Consider the following 21,985-nt stretch of genomic DNA (forward strand, 5'->3'; position numbering starts at 1 on the left):
ATTCAACAGACACAGCCCGAGGAGTTCACGATGAAGCCCGAACTATCGACTGACCTCATCACCTCGGAGTGGTCCGCGGACGGAGCGGTGGTCGTGTGCATCGACGGATCCCCGCTGCGCCCCGACGTGATCACGTGGGCGGCTGAGTTCGCACATCGCCACGGTCTCTGGATGCGAATCGTTTTCGTAGCTCCGAGCGCCGATCTGAACACCTCGGCATCGCCGACCGGCCTGTTCATGGAGGCCATTCAGATCGCCGAGTCGGTGTCGCCAGATCTTCGGATCCGGACCGATCTGATCTCCGGGGAGAACACCGCAATCCTCACCGCGTTGACGTCCGAGGCCGCCTTGATCGTCGCACCACAGGACGATCCCGCCGCACCTGGACCGACATGTTCGTTCGCAAGAGTCGGAACACCGCGTGAAAGCAGCGCTGCGGCAGCCTTGCCGGTTGTCGTCGGTTTGGACGGAAGCGCCTACAGCGAAAGCGCTCTGGCCATCGCCTTCAAGGAAGCAGAGGCAGCGAACACCGAACTGGTCGTCGTGCACGCAGCGCCGCCAGAGGCCGAACTGCGTCGAGACGTCGCATCCGGGCACTCGCCCCAGCACTCGACGCCGCTGACGTGGCAACTGTCGGGTTGGGCCACGCTCTACCCTGGCGTCGCGATCCGTCAGATCGAGTTCGACGGCCCCTCGGTTGCCATTCTTGAACAACTCTCCACCGAGGCACGGCTTCTCGTCGTGGGTCGGCGTGGGCGAGGCTCGTTCGACGACACCGCTCTCGGCACCACGAGCAGTGCGATGATTCGAAAAGCACACTGCCCGGTCATCGTTGCCAGCGAAGCCTGAATCAGATCGTCACCCGGTCAGAAGCCGTAACTGTGGATGGGTGCGAGCTGACCGGAGTGATGGGCTTCGATTACGAAACGCTCGTGGTCGACCAACTTCTCCGGGAGTTCGTCAACCGGCCACCACCGCAGATCTGCAGATTTCAACGGCTCCATCCGGCGTGGTTCACCCGACCACGTGCGGCATTCGTAGAAGAAGTCCACTCGATGATCCACCGGTTCGCTCCCGTCCGCGTGGCGGCGATGCAACACGGTCAGCGGCTTCAGTTCCGAGGAAAGCAACTCGACACCAAGTTCTTCCGCAGCCTCCCGAACGGCAGCGTCGATCGCCGACTCCCCCAGTTCGACGTGGCCCGCAGCAGCGTGAGCCCAGTATCCGTCCATGAATCCCGTGCCCTCGCGCAATTGCAGCAGCACCTCGCGCCGTTGTACCGGGTTGCTTCGACAGAACAGCACGTACACCGCTGGTACCAGCGCAAATTGATCGGCCACACGACCACGCTATCGTGCGCGTGAAATGACGGCGCCCCGCGAGAACAAGCTCGCGGGGCGTCGTCGACGATCTGCTGGATCAGTTCACGTCGAACCGGTCGAGGTCCATCACCTTGGTCCAGGCTGCGGCGAAGTCCTCGGCGAACTTCTGCTTGGCGTCTGCGCTGGCGTACACCTCGGCGAGTGCACGCAGTTGCGAATTCGATCCGAAAACGAGATCGACCGCAGTTGCCGTGTACTTCGGATCGCCCGTCACGCGATCAACGCCGTCGTAGACGTTTTCGTCCGTCTTCGACGGCTTCCACTCGGTACCCATGTCGAGAAGGTTGACGAAGAAATCGTTGGTCAACGTCTCGGGACGATCGGTGAACACCCCGTGACGGGTATTGCCGAAGTTCGCGTTCAGCGCGCGAAGTCCGCCGACCAGCACTGTCACCTCGGGCGGGGTCAGCGACAGCATGTACGCGCGGTCGACCAACAGAATCTCTGCCGGAATCTTCTCGCCTCCCTTGAGGTAGTTCCGGAATCCGTCGGCCCGGGGTTCGAGTACCTCGAACGAGTCGACGTCTGTCTGCTCCTGCGTTGCGTCCGTACGTCCCGGAGTGAACGAGACCGTGATGTCCTGTCCGGCGTTCTTCGCAGCCTGTTCGACGGCCGCTGTACCACCCAGAACGATCAGGTCGGCGAGAGAAACCTTGGCTCCACCAGCCTGGTTGAAGTCCTGCTGAACCCGCTCGAGAGTCTGAAGCACCGCGGAGAGAGCTGCGGGCTCGTTGACTTCCCAATTCTTCTGCGGCTCCAGTCGGATTCGCGCACCGTTGGCGCCGCCGCGCATGTCCGTGCTGCGGAAGCTCGCGGCAGACGCCCACGCCGTCGATACCAACTGCGAAATGGACAGCCCGGAGTCGAGAAGTCGACTCTTGAGGATCGCGATGTCTGCGTCCCCGATCAGTTGATCATCGGCCGAGGGAACCGGGTCCTGCCACAGCTGCGGCTCGGGAACCCAAGGTCCCAGGTAGCGCGTGACCGGTCCCATGTCACGGTGAAGGAGCTTGTACCAAGCCTTGGCGAACTCTTCGGCGAATTCTTCCGGATGATCGAGCCAGCGCCGGGTGATCTTCTCGTACGTCGGATCCAGGCGTAGGGACAGGTCGGTCGTCAGCATCGTCGGGGTGCGTCCGGCCGACGAATCGAACGGATCCGGGATGGTGCCCGCCCCCGCGCCGTCCTTCGGAATCCACTGCCACGCACCCGCCGGACTCTTGGTCAGCTCCCAGTCGTAGCCGTACAGAATCTCCAAGAAGGTGTTGTCCCACTTCGTCGGAGTGGGAGTCCACACGACTTCGAGACCACTGGTGATCGCGTCCTTACCCACACCCGTGCCGAAGGCACTCTTCCAGCCCAGTCCCTGCTGCTCGATGGGAGCACCTTCCGGTTCCGGTCCGACGAGGTCGGCCGGTCCGGCTCCGTGCGTCTTGCCGAAGGTGTGACCGCCGGCGATCAGCGCAGCTGTCTCCACGTCGTTCATCGCCATGCGGGCGAACGTTTCTCGGATGTCGCGGGCGGCCGCTACCGGATCCGGTTGCCCGTTGGGTCCTTCGGGATTGACGTAGATCAGGCCCATCTGCACGGCTCCGAGCGGTCCGGACAGCTCACGGTCTCCGCTGTAACGCTCGTCGCCGAGCCAGGTGTCCTCGGGACCCCAGTAGATCTCCTCGGGCTCCCAGATGTCTTCTCGGCCGAATCCGAAGCCGAAGGTCTTGAACCCCATCGACTCCAGGGCGCAGTTGCCCGCGAACACCAGCAGGTCGGCCCAGGAAACCTGCTTTCCGTACTTCTGCTTCACGGGCCAAAGCAGGCGCCGGGCCTTGTCGAGGCTGGCGTTGTCCGGCCAACTGTTGAGCGGGGCGAAACGCTGAGCACCTTGGCCGCCACCGCCGCGGCCGTCTGCAATGCGATAGGTGCCGGCAGCATGCCAGCTCATACGCACGAAGAGTCCGCCGTAGTGCCCGTAGTCGGCCGGCCACCAATCCTGCGACGCCGTCATCAACGCGATGACGTCGCGCTTTAGCGCCTCGACATCGAGCTTGGCGAATTCCTGGGCGTAATCGAAGTCGGCACCCATCGGATTCGACTTCGACGAATGTGAATGCAAGACAGAGAGATCCGGCTGATTCGGCCACCAGTCGCTGTTTGTTCTCGGACGATTCCCGGTAGGCGTCGGAGACGGGATTGCGGGGTTTTCACTTTCGCTGGTGCTCTCGGTGTTTCCGTCGTGAGCAACCGGGCAACTATCGGACACGGTAATCCCTCCATGAGCGAGTAGAACGGACTTCGATCACGTTTGTGATCGCAAACTCTGAGTTGTCGAGCAGTCGGGACACAGGCCCCAGTAAATGACCTCGGCTTCGTCGAGAACGAAACCGTTGTGCGCCGACGGCGTCAAACACGGTGCCTCTCCGACTGCGCAGTCGACATCTGCAACGACCCCACAGGACCGGCAGACGACGTGATGATGGTTGTCGCCGACGCGTGACTCGTACAGCGCCACCGATCCGGACGGTTGGATCCGCCTGATCAGCCCGGCGTCGGTGAGAGCGTGCAACACGTCGTAGACCGCCTGCCGCGACACCCCCGGCAGAACAGCCCGCACAGCATCGAAGACAGTCTCGGTGGCTGCGTGTGGGCGTGCATGCACAACCTCGAGCACCGTGACTCTGGGACGAGTCACGCGAAGCTCAGCGTTACGCAGTTGGGCTGCATAATCCGGCGTCGAAGGCACCTTTCCACTATTGCGCAATCTTCTGGACTGAACCCAGACTTTCGCGAAAATCATCGCGGACAGGGCCCTCCCGACCGATTCGTCCGTGCTGGAAGTGAGCCGGATTCCTCGCTGTTTCTCACGCCCCCAACAGCGCCTTCAGGTTTGTTGCGCGTCGACGCGTCCTGCTGTGTGGTTCCACAAACTCCGACAATCTCCCCTTCGTCCAACTACCGTGAAAGGGAGAATCCGCCGAGGTCAGGAGTGCTCGTGCCCAAACTGGAGATCAAGAGGAAGTCAGAACTCTCACGGCAGGAAGTCGCCGACCGACTCATCGCCCTCGGTCAAGCCCTCGCCAGTGGATCGGAAGTGGAGCTGGGGTCGGGTGGGGACTCGATCGAAATCAGTGTTCCGGAACAGGTTCGGTGGGAACTCGAGATCGAAGTCGACGGCAACGAAGTCGAGATAGAAATCGAGATTCACTGGCGCGACGACCCTCAGGAAGAATCGGAAGAGAAGTCTCCGCCTCGCACCAAAGCAGTTCGTCGCAGCCGACCACGCAAGAGCACTTCCACATAGGCCGACTCGAATACGGTTGTTCGGCACTTACGGAGACGCCGACACCTCGAGAGACACGACGCGCAGCAGTGCTCGGAGATCACTTTCGATCCGTCGAAACAGTTGATACACAACGATGAATCCGGCGATACCGCCCAAACACAGCGCACGGACTGTTGCGTTGAGTTCCTCACCGGCACCCGAACCGACAAAACTGAGCCCCGCGATTCCCACCAGTGGAACCGACGCCGCGACTGCGAGGTAACGCGTGCTGCTGCGACCCAGTGAACGTATATCGCGGCCGTCGTCGCTTCGTAACTCGCCGTGTGACAACAAGATCGGATACAGACATCGAACCGAGTAGTACGTCAGGATGAAGAACGGATACGCGACTGCGACGGCGCCGCACACCGCCAGCGACGACATCAGGTGCACGTAGGCTCGCTGCGGAATCCCGCCGGCGGCAATCTGCAATGCGACCGGATATGCGATACCGGCCAGAACCCACAGACCGAATGCGATCACCACCGCGCGATGTCCGACATTCAGCGTCGCGGTACGCGCTTTGTTCAAGACCTCCGCGCTGTACGTCTGACCGTTGCGCAGTCCGTGAGGCACGGTGAGTGCAAGCCGACACCAATACAGGATCGCTGCGGCACCGAGAGAGAACGCAGCCACCCCGATGACCAGATGAACCTGCTCGAGATGCTGCTGAGCCTGCGGCGAGAGACCCGAGATGATCAGCATCTTGTTGTAGTAGTAGTTGTAGCCCGCCGCAAGAAGATTCGGAATTCCGATCGCGGCAAGCACTATCGGCAGCGCCCACTTCCACAACGACGAACGTGGACTCCCTTCCGGTGGGTCCACCAGATTGCGAGCAGACCGGTCCAGACACAGTGCGAACTGACGAGCCAACTTTCGGCCGCCAGACCACCTTCCGTCTCTCTCCGGCGAGAGAGACTTGACCAGAACTCGGCGCAGCGCCGGCGGACAGTCGTCCGGTAGCCGTGCCTCGGCTGCGGGATCCACCCCGCGCCGGCGGGCCTCGAGCGCCTTCTTGGGCGACGGTGGGCTCTCCCCCGTACCGTCGTCCGTGAAAGGCCTACTCCCGGTGAGGAGTTCCCACAACATCACGCCCAGTGCATAGATGTCGCTACGGGTGTCGAGTGTGCCAGGCGCCCCCACCGCACAGGCCTCCAATTGCTCCGGAGACATGTAGGCAAGCGAGCCTCCGACAAAACATGCAGCGTCCTCGGTCGAGACCTCCTCGCTCGAGCTGACGTTGAAGTCGGCGAGCTTGGGGATGCCTTCGACGCTGAGCAGGACATTCGCCGGCTTGATGTCCCGATGTAATACGCCGTGCTCACGCGCATACTCGAGGGCATCGGCCAGTCGCATCCCCATCCAGGCCACGGTCTCCGGCCACGACATCGCAGCGATCTCGCTCCTCAGGCTCGTCTCGCTGGGCTTCATCTCTCCCTTCTTCGCCAGGGTCTTGTCGATGGCGTCGAGAAGTAGTTGTCCGGACCGCTGCGCCTGCGGTGTCACGCGGACAAGTTTGACCACGTCGAGCAGGGTCCCACCCGGCACGTATTCCATGAACAGGACTCGCAGTGCGCGTTCCTCGAGCAGCCGTTGATCGAAGACCCGGACGATGTTGGGATGGTCGAGCTGGGCGAGAGTCTGCGGCTCGACTCCGACGTTGCGCGAGATTTTCAACGCAACCCACCGCTGCATCGAGAGTTGCCGAGCGAGGAACACTCGGGCGAATGCGCCGTGCCCGAGTTCCAACACCAGTTCGAAATCGTCCAGGTGCTGCCCGATTTCGAACTCGTCGAAACCCGAGAGCCCCAACATCATCACGTCTTCGCGACCCGCCATCGAATCACGGTCGAACATCTGCTCGAAACTCTCTGCCTGCAAAGGAAACTCGCTGAGGTACTCGGCTGCTGCGACGTCCTCCCCACCCTGCTTCCGCAGCCGGAACTCCTCGTACAGGAGCTCGGCCGGTAATGGTTCTTCGAGTAATTCGGGATACTCGGCACAGTAATCCGTGAGCCGTTTCGGGCAATCATTTTTCAGCCAGCGGTACTCCATGTCGATTCCGACCAGTTCGATCAGCGCCGCCCGACGAATCTTGGCTGGATCAGGCAGATAGTCGCTCAGGTCGGACGGGGTTCGTCCCTCCTCCCAATCCGCCACAAGGCGGCCGAGGCCGTCTGCACCGTTCTGGCCGTCACGCATCACCGGCAGCGTTGAGGGGCGCAACTCGGTGACGGTGCCCCGTTCGGTCAGGGGCCCGCTCGCGATTGTCGCGTCACTGGCCTGCGCACCACGTTCATTCATGACACTTCTGTTCCGCACCTCGATCACAATGAATCGGAGTGACTCACTTCAGCGTAACCCCGGTGGTACTCCAGACCCCAGCGAATCTATTCGGCGTGAACTGCCGACTCCGTGCCGATGCGAACGAGTTCGTCGCGCTCTTTGATTTTGATCCGATCACGCCCATGCTTCACACCGAGGGCACGTTCGGCGGCATCGATGCGAAGCCATCCGTCCCAATCGACGGGCACCACTCTGCCGGCCCTGAGGACCTCCGCGATCCGGCCGTGGCCGGCTCGACGCTCGTATGCCGAATCCAACTGTCGCAGCAAGGTTTCGACGGTTTGGCGTGCATCAGGCCGAGCCGCACCGATCAGCCCGGCGGCACCTCGCTTCATCCAGCCCGTCACGAACAAACCTGCGATCGGCGAGCCGCTCTCGTCGACCGCTGCGCCGCCCTGGTGCGCAACATTGCCGCGTCCGTGATCGAAAGGCACCCCGGCAAGTGGCGTCCCGAGAAATCCGATTGCCCGGTACACAGCTTGAACCGGATAGTCGGTACAGATACCCGAAGCGGTGACGTGACCATATCCGTCCGGGTCTGTCCGCTCGACGCGGAGTGCTTCGACTTTCCCGCTGCCGAGAATCTGCGCCGGCTGTCGGTAGAAGTGCAGGTGAACTCGGCGCCGGGAAGTCCGATCGGCAGAAGCAGCGTCCGCGAAACCACGGAGTGTCTCGACTGTCAGTCGGGTGTGCGCCAACTGTTTGGTCATCCGCTCGACATGCCGGTCCGGTACGACATCGACAGAATCGACGACAACATCTACGCCGGGTAGTTCACCGAGAGCGCGCAACTCGTTCGGGGAGAAGCGAGCGTCGGCTGGTCCGCGCCGGACAAAGATGTGTACTTCGCGAACTCGACTGCCGGCGATCCCTTCCCGAACTTGGTCGGAGACGTCCGTGGCCTGCAGCGATTGCGCCTCGGCGAGGAGCATACGGGTGACGTCGAGTGCGACGTTGCCACCTCCGATCACTGCGACCGATTCCGCGTTCAGCGGCCACTGCGGCGAGCTGTCCGGGTGATCGTTGTACCAACCGACAAACTCGGCGCCACCGAAAGAACCTGGAAGCTCGACGCCGGGAATGTCGAGAGGTGCATCCCGCGGCACACCGGTTGCAATGATCACGGCATCGTAGGACGAACGTAGGTCATCGACGGAAAGGTCCTTTCCGATCTCCACGTTGCAGAACAGCCGGAACTCACTGGCGACCAGCGTGGTGTGCAGAGAATGGGCGAACTTTTCGGACTCGGGGTGCCCTGGTGCGAGACCGTAGCGCACCAGTCCGTACGGCGTCGGTAGACGCTCGAACACGTCTGTCTTGGTGCCGGGCGCAAGTTCGGCGAGAGCGCCGGCGGCGTGGATTCCCGCCGGCCCCGCTCCGACGATCGCGACACTGAGCGGTGGTGAGAAGAATCGGGGCGCCGCAGGCGGGGATACCGCTGGACCTCTGGCGTTGATCATCCCCCGAGGCTAGGACCTCAACTGCGCTGGAGATCAAGTCCGCTTTCAGCAGCCCGCTTTTCAGTAACCCTGCTCTGCAGGCTTGTGCTCGGTTGTGTAGCGGTAGAAGTCCGCTAGTTGGAGTTCGCCGGCAGCTGCCTCGTCGACTATGACGGTCACGTGTGGATGCAGCTGCAGCACCGACGCCGGGCAGAATGCCGAGACCGGACCTTCGACCGCGGCCCGGACGGCGGGCGCTTTGCGGGCGCCGTCCGCGATCAGGACGAGATGCCGTGCATCACTGATGGTTCCGAGCCCTTGCGTGATCACATGATGCGGTACGTCGGCTGGGTCTGCGAAGAACCGTGCATTGTCGGCGCGGGTCCTCTCGGTCAAGGTCTTCACTCGGGTGCGCGATGCAAGCGAGGAGGAGGGCTCGTTGAAACCGATGTGTCCGTTCAGGCCGATGCCGAGGATCTGCACGTCGATGGGACCGTTTTCGGCGATGGCAGCGTCGTAACGCCGGGCAGCGTCACTGGGATCCGCGGCCCCGCCGTCGGGGCTGAACACTCGCGCATTGTCGATGTCGAGGTGATCCACGAGTTCCGTGCGGATGGTGTGCGCGTAGGACTGCGGCTGATCGGACGTGAGACCTACATACTCGTCGAGAAGATACGCGCTCATCGCCGCGAACGACACTCCCGATTCTCGATGCCTCTTGACCAGCTCTCGATACGTGTGCAGCGGTGACGATCCGGTCGCGAGGCCGAGCGTCCGCGCTCCGTTTTCGATTGCGCCACAAACGATATCTGCAGCGATTCGCCCGCCGTCCTCCGGACTGGGAACTATGACGATTTCCATTCAGACATCCTCACTGCTCGTGCCGGCTCCGACGATGGCCTCACGTACCGAACCCGAAGCGCGGTCCAACAGTTCGGTTGCTTCGGCGAAGTCGCATTCGGCCAACAACATGACGACCGCTGCCTTCACATGACCATCGGCATTGTCGATGGTCTCCGCAGCGATCTCGGTATCGACTCCGGTGGCTGCCGCGACGATCCGGTTCGCACGATCGACAAGCTTGGCATTGGTCGGCCGAAGATCGACCATCAGATTGTGGAATGCCTTCCCGGAGCGAACCATACTGGCCGTGGAGAGCATGTTGCACACCATCTTCTGCGCAGTTCCGGCCTTGAGCCTCGTCGATCCGGTGAGGATTTCGGGCCCGGTCTCCACTTCGATGGCCACGCCGGCGTGAGAACTCATTGCCGCGTTCCGGTTGCACGAGACTGCCACTGTTGCAGCGCCGAGTTCGCGGGCGTGATCGAGTCCCCCGATGACGTAGGGGGTACGACCGCTGGCAGCCAGACCCACCACGACGTCGTTGGCGTTCAACGAGATTGCGTCGAGATCGACCCCAGCCGCTCGCGGATCGTCCTCTGCCCCCTCGACGGCGTTCAGAAACGCTCCTGGGCCACCGGCGATGATGCCGATCACCTCGCCCGGATCGGTCCCGAACGTCGGAGGGCATTCCACTGCGTCGAGAACTCCCAGACGCCCACTTGTCCCCGCTCCCAGGTAGATCAGTCGACCACCTTGTGCTCGGGCCGCGACGATCAAGTCGACTGCGGCTTCGATGGCGGGTAGTACCGCTGCTACCGCGTCGGCCACGATTGCGTCCTGTTGATTCATCACCGTCAGCAGACCCGACACCGACATGACATCGAGATCGCGGGTCAGAGGGTTGGGTCTCTCGGTGGAGAGCATTTCCAATTGCATTGTGGCGAGTCCTCCTCGATCGATATTCATTACGACGACTCCTCGTCAGTATTCACAGCGACGACTCCTCGTCAGTACTCACAGCGACGACTCCTCGTCAGTGCCGCTTCGAAGCAATGGCATCATGGCTTCGTTGTAGAGCAGAGAGTGCGCTGGGCAGCGAGTGCGCCACCATCGCAAAAATTGTGTCGACTACCAACAGCTGACCGGTGCGGCTTGCCATCGCAGCCGATCGGAAACCGAATTCTCTACCGGCAGTGAGCAGAACGTGATGTGACTGCACGGCGAGCGTCGATCGTGCCCCTCCGGTGATCGCAGCCGTCGACGCCCCGGTTCGACGGGCAAGGGCAAGTGGTTCCACGACATCCGAAGTCTCACCTGAATGTGAGATCCCCACTGCGATGTCGTCCGGTCCGAGCAAGCTGGCGCTGACCATGGCCGCGTCTCGGTCGAGATGAACCCGGCAGTTGACGTCGATGCGAGAGAGCTTCAACGTGAGGTCTTGCGCGACGATGCCAGAGGCGCCGATGCCGTAGACCTCGACGCGGCGGGCGGATCGAATCCGGGACACAACTTCTTCGAGCGCAGCAGGATCTGTCAATTGCGCCGTGCCCTTGAGCTGTTCGGATTCGAACTCGGCGAGCTTGGCCATCACCTCACCGGCCGAGTCGGCAGCAACGATGTCCACACCGAGCGGGATCGTGTTCTCTGTACCGGACCCGCTGATCGCCGCCAGCGCGAGACGAAGCTGTGGATAACCCTCGAAACCGAGTCGTTTGGCTGTGCGGACCACTGTCGCCGTGCTTGTCGACGCTCGTTCGGCGAGGTCGTTGACCGTCAGGGTGGAGGCCAGACTGGGGTCGGCTTCGATGATTTCGGCGATCCGCAGCTCGGCAGGCGAGAGGCTACTCAGTGATGCACGAATACGAGCAAGCAGGTCGACGGACGCCGGAGCACTCCGGTCCAAAGTCATAACGCCTCGATTCGCATCGTTTTCGGAGCTGACGGCACCGATGTGATTCTAGGCAGCCCACGGCTTCCTGGCGTCAGGGATCCGAGCACACTGGCGTGACGTGCACCGGTGCACGAAGCAATGCTTCCAGGCAATCCGTGTGCGGTGAGAAAGCCGAGAACCGCGAAAGCCAATGCTTCCTTGATGTCGGAGGTGACGCCGAGTTCGTCCGAAGAGACAAGCGCGATGTCGCCCAGTTCGTCACGGAGCATCGCCATCAACGTCGGGTTCTTGGTGCCACCGCCTGACACCACCACTTCGGTAGCCGTCAGTGCTTTGACGGAATCGGCGACGGTCCGGGCGGTCAGTGCAGTCAGTGTGGCGACGATGTCGGCCAGAGACAAGGATTCGTAGCCCCGCAGTGCGGCGAGTAGGTAGTCCCGATGGAACAATTCCTTGCCTGTGCTCTTGGGAGCGGGCTGCGCGTAATACGGTTCGCTCAGTAGTTGTGCGAGCAGATCGACGTTCGGTGTGCCGGCTGCGCCCAGAGCACCTCCGAGATCGAACCACTGCTCCCCCGCGGTGAATTCGCTTACCGCAGCGTCGATCAACGCATTTGCGGGGCCGGTGTCGAAGGCAATCGGTACTGCGGCACCATCTGCCGTCGATGTCGGAGCGCCTCCCGGAGCAGTGACGTTCGCGATGCCACCGAGATTGAGCGCGACGGAACCCGAAGTTCTTCCGTTGAGCCACAATACGTCGAATGCGCTGACAAGTGGTGCGCCCTGACCACCCGTCGCCACGTCGCGAGAGCGCAGGTCCGACACGACCGTGCATCCGGTCTTCTCGGCTATCCAGGCCGGCTGCCCGAGCTGGAGAGTGCCTTTTACTTGCGCTCCTTCGACCCAGTGGAACATCGTCTGACCATGTGAGGAGATCAATTCCGCACTGCCACCGCACAGTTCCGCGTTCGCCCGCGCAGCCACGGCCGCGAATGCCTGTCCGATCTCGGTGTCGAGTTGGCAGATCTGACCGACAGTGGTGGACGCCGGCGGTACCGCAGCAGCCACCGCTGCCCGCAACTCACCGGAGTACGGTTCGCTGACCATCCCCAGTGGGGTCAGCACAAGAGTGTCCCCGTCGATCCGGATGTCTGCTGCGGCAGCATCGATAGCGTCGTACGAAGTACCGGACATCAGACCGATGACTCTCATGAAATATCCCTTACTCGCATCGTTTCGGCATTCGGAAGAACTGCGGTCAGTCGACGAGTGCCCGCTTGTGGGCATTCCCTCGCAAGGTACTCAAGGCGATCGCGCTGACGGCGCATGTTGCCATCACGAAGTAGGCCGGAATATCGAGATTGGACGTTTCCTTGATCAACCACGTGATGATCAGACCGGCGCAGCCCGAAAAGACCGCGTTGGACAGGGAGTATGCGAGTCCCAATCCGGTGTACCGGACCGAGGTGGGGAACATCTCGGAGAGCATGGCGGGTCCTGGTCCGGCAACAAGTCCCACTGCGGCGCCGGCGGCAAACACTGCAAATCCCTTGGCTGTCAGAGACGTCTGCTCGTTCTGCAGGACGTTGAGCAGCGGCAGAGCCAAGACCAGAATTATCACGGTGCCGGTGAGCATGACTGCGCGTCGTCCGATGCGATCGCTGAGTCCACCCGCGATCGGAATGGTCACCGCGAAGCCCGCATTGGCGAGCACGGAAGCAACAAGTGCCTGATGGAAAGTCGCGTTGAGTGAACTCTGAAGATAAGTCGGCATCACGACGAGGAACGTGTAACCGGCAGCAGACCACCCCATCAACCGCCCGATTCCGAGCAGAATCGCCTTGGCTGTCTCTCCGACAGTCGGCTGCACTACAGGCGCCGCTTCATCAGCTGTCGGTTCGGACTGGACTGATCGAGCACGCTCGAACGACGGCGTTTCTTCGAGGCGGAGCCTGAGCCACAGAGCAACCAGACCCATCGGAAGTGCAAGGAGGAACGGAATGCGCCAGCCCCAGTCACCGAGCTGTCCCGAGTCGAGGACAGTAGCGAGGAGTGCTGCGATCCCCGCACCGGCGAGCAGTCCGAGTGCGACGGTGAACGACTGCCACGAGCCGTACAGCCCACGTCGTCCGGGCGGAGCGAACTCGGTCATCACCGACACTGCACCGCCGAACTCACCACCGGCCGACAATCCCTGCAGAATTCGAAGGACCGTCAAGAGAAGCGGTGCCAGAATTCCGACGCTCTCGTAGGTGGGGAGCACACCGATCAGGGTCGTCGCAGCCGACATCAGCAGAAGAACGATCACCAGGGTGGGACGTCGGCCGATGCGGTCACCGAGTCGACCGAACAGCGCGGCCCCCACTGGGCGGAAGAAAAACGCCAACGCAAACGACGCGTAGGTCTTGATCAGGCTTTCGAGGTCGCCGGAGCCGTCGGCGCTGAAGAAGTTCGACGCGATGATCGTCGCGAAGAACCCGTACACACCGAACTCGTACCACTCGATGAAATTTCCGACGGAGCCGGCGACGAGCGCCCTGCGCCGTTTGAGCTGCGCACCATCGTTCCGTGTCTGCACTGTGATGCCCATGCCGTCCTCCGTTGACGAAACCCGAATATGCAACAAAGTTTCATCTGAACGGAGTAGAAATGTCAAGAAGTTTCACGATTGGATTTTTACTACGCCCCGAAGCCTTATGCTCCCGCGAACGTGAATGCCTCCGCCCGTTCGAACTGGTCAGTGGAGTCACCGGAATAGACGGTGCTCTCGTTCGGTCCGAGTCCGAGCTTTCGGACGGGTGTCCCTTCCGCGAGATCCATCGACGCCACGTCCACCCAGAAGATATTGGGCGTCATCGCCGACTCGAAGAAATAGAGCGTGCGTTTGTGATCGACGACGGTGCGCCAACGGGTCGATGAAATGTTGGGCTCATCGGGAGTCGAAATCCCCAGGGGCACCGACACATTCCGAATAACACTGAAGGTGGATGCCAACGCCGCCCGCGGATCGTCCGTCTGCGGTATCGCATCGACATAGAACGACGCCCGAGCGAATCTGTCAGCGGCACGGTTTGTTCCGGGCAGCATGACGGTCCCGTTGATCTGCTTCCAGTACTCGTTGACGGCGAGTTGCTGATCGAAGATCGGCGAATTGGTCATCACCTGGTACTCACGGCTGTGATGAATCGTCGGGCGTCCACCGACGTACTCGATGATCGCGCTGTCTCCCCCGGCGTCCGAGAGCGACATGTGCAGCGTTGCGAGGCGGTCTTCGCCGGGAACGGCAGCGGTCACTACCGTGAACGGTTCCGACGCGAGTACTTCGACCGCTTCCTGAACTGTCGCAAAGCGATCCAGGACGTATTGCGCCCACGCCGCGATCGACAATCCCGGGGTCGAACCGTCATACGTCGGGTACTCGGACTCGACCAACCACAAAAGATTGGCAGACAGCCCAGCCTCGTTGACCCCGTCGGTCGTGCACATGTCGTAGGCCGTCGCGACAACACTTCCGTATTTCGACGTCCACTGTATCGAGTTCGGACCTGCACAGCCCTCTCTGGTCATGCCGCGCGGGAATGCCCAGAGGTTTGTTCCGAGGTCGACCTTCCAATCCATCGATCGAGCAGTGATCACAGTGTCGTTGGGCCCCAAGTAGACCAAGCGTGTACACATCGAAAGCTATCCCTTCGTTACGGCGTGACGATATTGAAACTGGGATCGAAGGTATCGAGCAACCCTCCCAGCGTCTCGAGCGCTGATTCGTCTCCGTCGAGCGAAATCTGCCCGGCCTTGGCCAGTTCGGCGGCCGCGCCCGGTTGCAGAAGCGCTCCCACGAGTGCCGCTTTCGGGCCCGAGACCGTCAGTTGTGTGTTCGGTGACGCGCCCTTACGTGCGTTGAGGACGCCGCGCTTGACCCACGCAGTCCATGCCTCGTCGCCGCGATCGGTGAACACGAAATCGATCCGCAGTTCCGCGTCGGTGGCCTTGTCGCCGATGAGATGTATTGCGACGAAGTCGAAGAGGATGTCGATGGGCATCGCGAGGACACTGTCCTGGCTCGCGGTGACATACGGGGCGGGCTGGGCGCCTTCACGGAGCTCCAGGGCGGCCGAGAGATAGATCCCACGCCACTGCGGCCCTTCGGCTTGATAGCCCATCTGCTCGTAGACGTCGGCTTGCAGGTTCCTCGCTTCGGCGTTCTCCGGTTGCGCGAACACCAACTTGTGCAGGATCTCTGCCGCCCATCGGTAGTCCGCGGCGTCGAATGCCCGCTTACCCTCGTCCAGGATCTTCTGCGCGCCAAGGAGATCGACGAACCTCTTCGCCGATTCGACCGGCGGATGAGGATGAAGCGACACCGGATCGCCGTCCCACATTCCCAGTTCCTTGGTGTACACGGCGCGAACGTCGTGGTGCAGAGTGCCGTGATATCCGCGGTTGTACCACTTGCGCCCGAGTTCGTCCGGTAGTTCGATCACCTCGGCAGCTTCGAGCGGCGTGTACCCCTTGTTCGCGAGACGGAGTGCCTGGTCGTGAATGTACTTGTAAGTGTCCCTTTGCGATTCGATGAACGGCACCAGGTTCTCGTTACCCCACACCGGCCACGTGTGCGGTCCGTAGTGAACAGCCGCGTCGTCTCCCCACCGCTCGAGAGTCTCGTCCAGATACCGCGCGAAGTTCCGAGCGTCGCGAGTGCGCGCACCTCTTAAGGTCTGGATGTTGTGGAGCGAATGATTGGCATTCTCCGCACAGGTCAGCGCGGCGAGTTCGGGGATCCAGATGTGCATTTCCTCCGGGGCCTCGGTATCCGGCGCGTAGAGGAACTCGAATTCCAGACCGGCTATCTCACGCTTCGTTCCGGTCTCCGTGATGCTGTCAGTGGGGGAAATATACGAGACAAGTGGACCTTTCGTGCTGATCGTGCCGATGCCGCAGGTAACCATCCCTTTGGCATCGAGATCGAGCAATCCACCGAAGGCGTAGAAGGACCGTCTCGCCATGGCATTTCCGGCGACGACGTTTTCCCCGATCGCGAACTTGTCGAACGACGCGATCGTGCCCGGTGCGATGATCGGAACTCGCCCGGACGTCACGTCGTCCAGATCGACGATCCCTTTGACTCCGCCGTAGTGGTCGATGTGGGTGTGCGTGTAGATGATCGCCGAAACTGGCTTGTCGCTGACGTGCTCACGAATCATCTTCATACCCTGGCGCGCCGATTCGACCCCCGCCATACAGTCGATGACGATCAGTCCCTCGCCACCTTCGACAACCGTCAAATTTGCCAGGTCGTTGTTCCGTACCTGGTAAAGGCGATCCGTCACCTGATACAGACCACCTCGGCGCATCAGTTGTCCTTGACGCCACAGGCTCGGATTGACTGTCTCCGGCGCGGCAACATCGTCACCGAGGTATGCCATCGCATCGGGATCGAAGACCGTATGCCCGTCATCGGCGACAACCTTGCCCGGCAACGGAGCGATCAACCCTCGATCCGCGTCGGCAAAATCCTGCCGGTCGTCCATGGCATACCGTGCGACTGCCTCGCGATTCGCCGTGACTGTGGCCGGTGTTGCGTCCTTAGGTGTCTGGCACATGGCACTCCCCGCTCGGATACGACGATCTGATACCCCATCATCTGTATCGGTTGGGCACGCGCTTGGAATCACCCGCGCAGGGTGAAGCTCCCACGAACGCGCGAGGTGATCAGCCGGGGAGTTCCTCGGAATTCCGAGATGCGAGCGCAATTAACAGGACTGCGATCCCACATCCGGCAACCAGGATCCATCCCGACCTCGATGCCTGCGCGACATCTACCGATGCACTGCCGCCGATAATGCCGCCGGCCAGCGCCACACCGAGAGCGGCACCGAATTGGCGTGCACTGGAAGTTATTCCACCGGCAAGCCCCGCCTGCGATCTCGGCAGCCCGTTGACGGCGGTGTTGGTGATGGGGGCATTAGAGAACCCGAATCCGATACCGAGAAACAGGTAAGCGGCCAACAGCATCGGAATCGCCGTGTTGTTGTCGAGCGAGACCAGGCACAGTCCACCGAGCGTCGTGAAACTACCGGCGATCAGCAGCGGCCGCCGCGGGCCGAAGCGTCCGACGAGTATTCCGGACAACGGCGCGCAGACCGTTGCCGCAACAGCCATCGGGAGGGTGATCGCGCCGGCCAGGGCCGGACTCATACCGCGGGAGTGCTGCAAGTAGAACGTGCCGAGCAGTAGCGTCGCGTTCAACGCCACGAACACCACGACAGCGCCGATCACAGCCGACGAGAACGTTCTGCGGCGAAAGAGCGCCAGATCCATCAGCGGCTCGCGCTTGCGTGATTCGACGCGGATGAATGCGGCCAACGCTGCAGCAACAACGACATACCCTGCCGTCGCCGCGGCAGAGAACCATCCGATTCGCGGACCCTCGATCAGAAGGGCGACCGCCCCGCCGACAAGAATCACCAGTAGCAACTGACCGGGAAGGTCGAGACGTCGCGACTGCTGCGCTCGGGACTCCGGTACAAACACAGCAGTCAAGACGAGCACGGCCAAGATCACCGGCACGTTGATCCAGAAAACCGATCGCCAGCCGAAACTTTCGATGAGCACGCCGCCGACGATCGGCCCTGCCGCCATACTCAGGCCGAAGACCGCGGCCCACACCCCGATTGCCTTGGCCCGCTCCTTCGGGTCGGTCATCACGTTGACGACGATCGCCAAGGCAACCGGACTGAGCATCGACCCGCCGACGCCTTGGACGATCCGCGCCGCGATCAACATCTCGACGGACGGAGCGAGCGCGCAGGCAATCGACGCCACCCCGAAGACGACGAGCCCGATCTGAAAGACTCGTCTCCTGCCGAAACGATCGGCCACTGCTCCGGACGAGATCAGCAAGCTCGCCAGGACGAGTGTGTATGCGTTGACGACCCATTCCAGACCACGGGTTCCGACGCGAAATCCCTCACCGATCGTCGGCAGGGCCACGTTGACGATGGTGGTGTCCAACCCGACGACGAACAGGCTCGTGCAGCAGATCGCCAGGATGCCCCATCGCCGCCCTGCATCGAGTCCGATCACTTGCGGTTCGATCCCGCTCGAAGGTTTCATGGTCGGACTCCATCTCTCGAAGTGCTCTGCCGTACTCGACTGTCGAAAGGATCGTTGCTCTCCAGCGTCCGAAGCCGGTAGAAATTTTGCGGAAACTGCAAAGATGGACAGCATGGATGCTGAATTCGAGCAGTTGATCACCGATATCGGACCGAGACTGCGCACGCTCCGACGCGATCGCGGATTGACCCTCGAGGGCCTGTCCGAAGCCACCGGCATCTCCGTCAGCGCACTCTCACGCCTCGAATCGGGTAAGCGTCGTCCCACCCTCGATCTGCTGTTGCCGCTTGCCCGAGCGCACCGGGTCGCGCTGGACCAACTCGTCGGCGCCCCCGCTACGGGCGATCCTCGGGTCCATCTCACCCCGAGCCGACGCAAGAACGGCAGTGCCGTCGTTCCGTTGACGCGCTATCCCGGCCGAGTGCAGGTCTTCAAGCAGGTGATCGGGCCGCGTCCACCGAAGCTCGTCACCCACGCCGGCTACGAATGGCTCTACGTCCTCGCCGGGGATCTGCGTCTCATCCTGGGGGCGAACGAGGTTGTCCTGCACCCCGGGGAAGTCGCGGAGTTCGACACTGCCGAGCCCCATTGGTTCGGGCCTGCCGATGAACAGGTGGTGGAGATCTTGCACCTGTTCGGCCCGCAAGGCGAGAAGGCACACGTGCGCACGAAGGTAAAGAACGCTCCTGCCTAAAGCGTGTTTATCGAAAGCTAGTTCACTGCATGTGTTTTCAGTCGGTTCGACAACGTATGAGCATACTCGAGGAGTAGCGTTCCCAACTCGGCATGACGCGCGGGCCGGAAGCGTGTTTCCACTCCGGTCAGGCTCAGCGCCCAGGCCGGGCGACCGTTGCGATCGAACACCGCGGCACCCATCCCCCAGCTTCCCTCGACGATGAGGGCTGGATTGACCGCGTACCCGGTGACACGCGTCGACTCGATTCGCTCACGGAGTGATGCCTCACTGTGGATCTCACCCCATTCCGATTCCAGATTCACTCGGGCGAAATAGTCGTCGACGTCCCGCGTCGGTAGATGGCTCAAGATGGCAAGCCCCGCCGACGCGACCCCCAACGGGAATCGCTTCCCCTCGTGCAGCACGTGAGATCGCAGTGGAAAACTGCCTTCCTGACTCAGGATGCAGACGGTCTCGTCACCTCGGCGTGCCGACAGGAAGGCGCTCTCCCCCGTGACCCGGGCAAGTTCGTCGACGACGTCGCGAGCCCGGTCGGTGATGTCGTACCGATTTCCGGCCGCCGCCCCCAGGAGGTACAACTCCGGGCCGAGAGACCACCGACCGGTTCGTGCGTCACGGTCGACCAGTCCTTCGGCAGCCAGGGACGTGAGCAGTCGGTGCGCAGTGGGCCGAGCGAGGCCGGTGACCTTGCCCAATTCCGTGGTGGAAGTGCCCGTTGGTTCGGACGCGCCGAGGGCTCGCAGAAGTGCAGCCACCCGCGCGACCATGGCCGGCGATTGCCCGTGAGTTGGCATGCAGCCATCCTAGCGTCCATTCAATGAACGAAATTCCTTCAGACGATCAGTAGTCGATCAGTTCTCGGTTGATGTTCGAGATTCCTTGAACCTGTGAACTGGAGATAGTTCACTGGATATCGAAGTGAGTGAGTGTCTACTCAATGAACGCTTGGCAGGGAGAGAACATGACAGCAAAGGTGTACGAGTCCGCAGCGGAGGCGGTCGCCGACATCGTCGACGGCGCAACGCTGGCCGTCGGCGGATTCGGCTTGTGCGGCATCCCCGACGTGTTGATCGACGCGATCGCAGCTACGAGTGCAACCGACCTCGAGGTGTTCTCCAACAACTGCGGTGTCGACGATCACGGTCTCGGAATCTTGCTGAGCGCCGGCCGTATCCGACGGGTGACCGCGTCGTACGTCGGTGAGAACAAGGAGTTCGCCCGGCAGTACCTGGCCGGCGAACTCGAAGTGGAACTGACGCCGCAGGGCACGCTCGCCGAGCGTCTGCGCGCCGGCGGAACCGGAATCCCCGCATTCTTCACACCGGCCGGAGTGGGTAGCCCCATCTCCGACGGCGGAATGCCATGGCGCTACGACGCCGACGGCTCGATCGCTATTGCATCGCCTCCGAAGGAGACTCGCGTCTTCGGAACCAAGCGTTACGTAATGGAAGAGGCGATCAACGCCGACTACGCACTCGTGCACGCTGTTCTCGGAGACACCGACGGCAACCTCGTGTTCGACAAGACCGCGATGAACTTCAACCCGCTCGCCGCGATGGCGGGACGGGTCACCATCGCGCAGGTGGAACGTCTGGTCGAGCCCGGTGAAATCGACCCGGCATCGGTGCATCTACCTGGGGTCTTCGTCCAGCGCGTAGTCCACACCGGCCCTCAGAACAAGCGAATCGAAAAGCGAACCGTCAGCGCTTCGGAAGGAACCTCACGATGACCGCACCAGTGACAGTGACGGGTTGGACGCGCCAGCAGATGGCAGCGCGGGCGGCTGCAGAGATGATCGACGGGGAGTACGTCAATCTCGGAATCGGCCTTCCCACACTGATTCCCGGATACCTGGGCTCGGACGTTCGTGTGGTCCTGCACTCGGAGAACGGAATTCTCGGCACCGGACCGTATCCCACCGAGGACAACGTCGATCCTGACCTCATCAACGCCGGCAAAGAGACCGTGACCGTCAACCCCGGTGCGGCATATTTTGATTCGGCCCTCTCGTTCGGGATGATCCGCGGCGGCCACATCGACACCGCAGTCCTCGGCGGTATGCAGGTGTCGAAGACGGGTGACCTCGCCAACTGGATGGTCCCCGGCAAGATGGTCAAGGGCATGGGCGGCGCAATGGACCTCGTCCACGGTGCCCGGCGTGTCATCGTCGTCATGGAGCACAACGACCGCGACGGCAACCCCAAGATCGTCGACGCGTGCACCCTGCCGCTCACCGGCCAGGGCGTGGTGAATCGGATCATCACCAACCTCGCCGTCATCGACGTGAGCGAAGAAGGTCCACTCGTCCTGCGTGAACTCGCCCCCGATGTCAGCGTCGAAGACGTAGTCGCCGCAACCGGCACCGAACTGAAAGTTGAACTGGCATGACCGACACGACCACTGTGATTGTTGCGGGAGCTCGTACCCCGATGGGTCGACTCCTCGGATCGTTGAAAGACCTCTCCGGGTCCGACCTCGGCGGCATCGCCATCAAAGGCGCCCTCGACAAGTCCTCAGTCGCACCCGAACAGGTCGACTACGTCATCATGGGACAGGTCCTCACCGCCGGCGCCGGCCAGATGCCCGCCCGCCAAGCCGCCGTCGCCGCAGGCATCCCCATGAACGTCCCCGCCCTGAGCATCAACAAAGTGTGCCTCTCCGGCATCGACGCCATCGCCCTCGCCGACCAACTCATCCGCGCCGGCGAATTCGACATCGTCGTCGCCGGCGGGCAGGAATCGATGTCCCGCGCACCCCACATGCTCGAAAAAAGCCGCGAAGGCTTCAAATACGGCGACGTCACCCTCCGCGACCACATGGCCTACGACGGCCTCCACGACATCTTCACCGACCAGGCCATGGGCCTGCTCACCGAACAGGTCAACCAACAAGAAACCGCCCACATCACCCGCGCCGAGCAGGACGCCTTCGCCGCCGCCTCACACCAGAACGCGGC

The 21,985-nt window shown here is 62.1% G+C and carries 20 protein-coding genes; 6 read left to right on the forward strand and 14 right to left on the reverse strand.

Annotated features, from left to right (window positions below; translation table 11 throughout):
• Nucleotides 1-30: 30 nt before the first annotated feature.
• Nucleotides 31-849 (forward strand): universal stress protein, encoded by an 819-nt coding sequence (locus PCS43_RS32665; RefSeq protein ID WP_125050399.1) that lies wholly within the window; start codon nt 31-33, stop codon nt 847-849.
• 17 nt (nt 850-866) lie between these two features.
• On the opposite strand, the gene PCS43_RS32670 is transcribed toward PCS43_RS32665, so the two are convergent.
• The 3 genes from PCS43_RS32670 to PCS43_RS32680 all read right to left on the reverse strand — a co-directional run bounded on the left by PCS43_RS32670 (nt 867) and on the right by PCS43_RS32680 (nt 4,122).
• The gene (locus tag PCS43_RS32670) at nt 867-1,340 is read right to left on the reverse strand and encodes an NUDIX hydrolase (RefSeq protein WP_064114277.1); all 474 of its coding nucleotides are present in this window, start codon (nt 1,338-1,340) and stop codon (nt 867-869) included.
• A 79-nt stretch (nt 1,341-1,419) separates the two neighbouring features.
• Nucleotides 1,420-3,642, reverse strand: coding sequence for a catalase/peroxidase HPI (gene katG, locus PCS43_RS32675; protein WP_003941458.1), 2,223 nt, complete (start codon nt 3,640-3,642; stop codon nt 1,420-1,422).
• Between the two features lie 36 nt (nt 3,643-3,678).
• Entirely contained in the window at nt 3,679-4,122 is a 444-nt protein-coding gene (locus PCS43_RS32680; protein WP_037129600.1) for a Fur family transcriptional regulator, read from the reverse strand.
• Nucleotides 4,123-4,371: 249 nt separating this feature from the next.
• Between PCS43_RS32680 and PCS43_RS32685 the strand changes: the two genes are divergently transcribed.
• Nucleotides 4,372-4,680 carry an amphi-Trp domain-containing protein gene (locus PCS43_RS32685; RefSeq protein WP_037129603.1) on the forward strand — a complete coding sequence of 103 codons (309 nt, stop codon included), beginning with the start codon at nt 4,372-4,374 and terminating at the stop codon, nt 4,678-4,680.
• Between the two features lie 27 nt (nt 4,681-4,707).
• Here the strand turns inward: PCS43_RS32685 and PCS43_RS32690 are convergent, their stop codons facing one another.
• From PCS43_RS32690 to PCS43_RS32735, 10 genes are all read right to left on the reverse strand, one after another.
• Entirely contained in the window at nt 4,708-7,005 is a 2,298-nt protein-coding gene (locus tag PCS43_RS32690) for a serine/threonine-protein kinase (protein WP_047269011.1), read from the reverse strand.
• A gap of 86 nt (nt 7,006-7,091) precedes the next feature.
• Nucleotides 7,092-8,507, reverse strand: coding sequence for an FAD-dependent oxidoreductase (locus tag PCS43_RS32695; protein ID WP_209907839.1), 1,416 nt, complete (start codon nt 8,505-8,507; stop codon nt 7,092-7,094).
• 60 nt (nt 8,508-8,567) lie between these two features.
• Nucleotides 8,568-9,347, reverse strand: a complete 780-nt coding sequence (nagB, locus tag PCS43_RS32700) for a glucosamine-6-phosphate deaminase (protein WP_209907837.1) — start codon at nt 9,345-9,347, stop codon at nt 8,568-8,570.
• Nucleotides 9,348-10,265, reverse strand: coding sequence for an N-acetylmuramic acid 6-phosphate etherase (murQ, locus tag PCS43_RS32705; protein WP_199267501.1), 918 nt, complete (start codon nt 10,263-10,265; stop codon nt 9,348-9,350). It abuts the gene before it with no gap.
• A gap of 97 nt (nt 10,266-10,362) precedes the next feature.
• Nucleotides 10,363-11,238 carry a MurR/RpiR family transcriptional regulator gene (locus tag PCS43_RS32710; protein ID WP_003941452.1) on the reverse strand — a complete coding sequence of 292 codons (876 nt, stop codon included), beginning with the start codon at nt 11,236-11,238 and terminating at the stop codon, nt 10,363-10,365.
• Nucleotides 11,235-12,431 carry an anhydro-N-acetylmuramic acid kinase gene (locus PCS43_RS32715; RefSeq protein ID WP_209907835.1) on the reverse strand — a complete coding sequence of 399 codons (1,197 nt, stop codon included), beginning with the start codon at nt 12,429-12,431 and terminating at the stop codon, nt 11,235-11,237. The genes PCS43_RS32710 and PCS43_RS32715 overlap by 4 nt, the downstream gene beginning before the upstream one ends.
• Nucleotides 12,432-12,477: 46 nt before the next feature.
• Complete coding sequence (locus PCS43_RS32720; RefSeq protein WP_209907833.1) at nt 12,478-13,809, reverse strand: MFS transporter; 1,332 nt, start codon at nt 13,807-13,809, stop codon at nt 12,478-12,480.
• A 104-nt stretch (nt 13,810-13,913) separates the two neighbouring features.
• Entirely contained in the window at nt 13,914-14,894 is a 981-nt protein-coding gene (locus PCS43_RS32725) for a linear amide C-N hydrolase (RefSeq protein WP_054780862.1), read from the reverse strand.
• A gap of 17 nt (nt 14,895-14,911) precedes the next feature.
• Nucleotides 14,912-16,819 carry an alkyl/aryl-sulfatase gene (locus PCS43_RS32730; protein ID WP_042452401.1) on the reverse strand — a complete coding sequence of 636 codons (1,908 nt, stop codon included), beginning with the start codon at nt 16,817-16,819 and terminating at the stop codon, nt 14,912-14,914.
• A gap of 109 nt (nt 16,820-16,928) precedes the next feature.
• Nucleotides 16,929-18,332, reverse strand: a complete 1,404-nt coding sequence (locus tag PCS43_RS32735; protein ID WP_161120327.1) for an MFS transporter — start codon at nt 18,330-18,332, stop codon at nt 16,929-16,931.
• Nucleotides 18,333-18,444: 112 nt separating this feature from the next.
• Here PCS43_RS32735 and PCS43_RS32740 point away from each other — a divergent pair, with 112 nt between their 5' ends.
• Nucleotides 18,445-19,026 (forward strand): helix-turn-helix domain-containing protein, encoded by a 582-nt coding sequence (locus PCS43_RS32740; protein ID WP_042453490.1) that lies wholly within the window; start codon nt 18,445-18,447, stop codon nt 19,024-19,026.
• 17 nt (nt 19,027-19,043) lie between these two features.
• On the opposite strand, the gene PCS43_RS32745 is transcribed toward PCS43_RS32740, so the two are convergent.
• Entirely contained in the window at nt 19,044-19,823 is a 780-nt protein-coding gene (locus PCS43_RS32745) for an IclR family transcriptional regulator (protein ID WP_063314910.1), read from the reverse strand.
• Between the two features lie 167 nt (nt 19,824-19,990).
• Here PCS43_RS32745 and PCS43_RS32750 point away from each other — a divergent pair, with 167 nt between their 5' ends.
• The 3 genes from PCS43_RS32750 to PCS43_RS32760 form a co-directional block, all read left to right on the forward strand.
• On the forward strand, nt 19,991-20,758 hold the full coding sequence (locus tag PCS43_RS32750) for a CoA transferase subunit A (RefSeq protein ID WP_178377363.1): 768 nt from the start codon (nt 19,991-19,993) through the stop codon (nt 20,756-20,758).
• Nucleotides 20,755-21,417 (forward strand): 3-oxoacid CoA-transferase subunit B, encoded by a 663-nt coding sequence (locus tag PCS43_RS32755; RefSeq protein WP_007726396.1) that lies wholly within the window; start codon nt 20,755-20,757, stop codon nt 21,415-21,417. Before PCS43_RS32750 ends, PCS43_RS32755 begins: the two co-directional genes overlap by 4 nt.
• On the forward strand, nt 21,414-21,985 hold a 572-nt coding region (locus tag PCS43_RS32760), incomplete at its 3' end, for a beta-ketoacyl synthase N-terminal-like domain-containing protein (protein ID WP_270923240.1). The genes PCS43_RS32755 and PCS43_RS32760, both read left to right, overlap by 4 nt.

This window comes from Rhodococcus sp. C-2 (genome assembly GCF_027854095.1).
GTDB lineage: Bacteria > Actinomycetota > Actinomycetes > Mycobacteriales > Mycobacteriaceae > Rhodococcus_F > Rhodococcus_F qingshengii.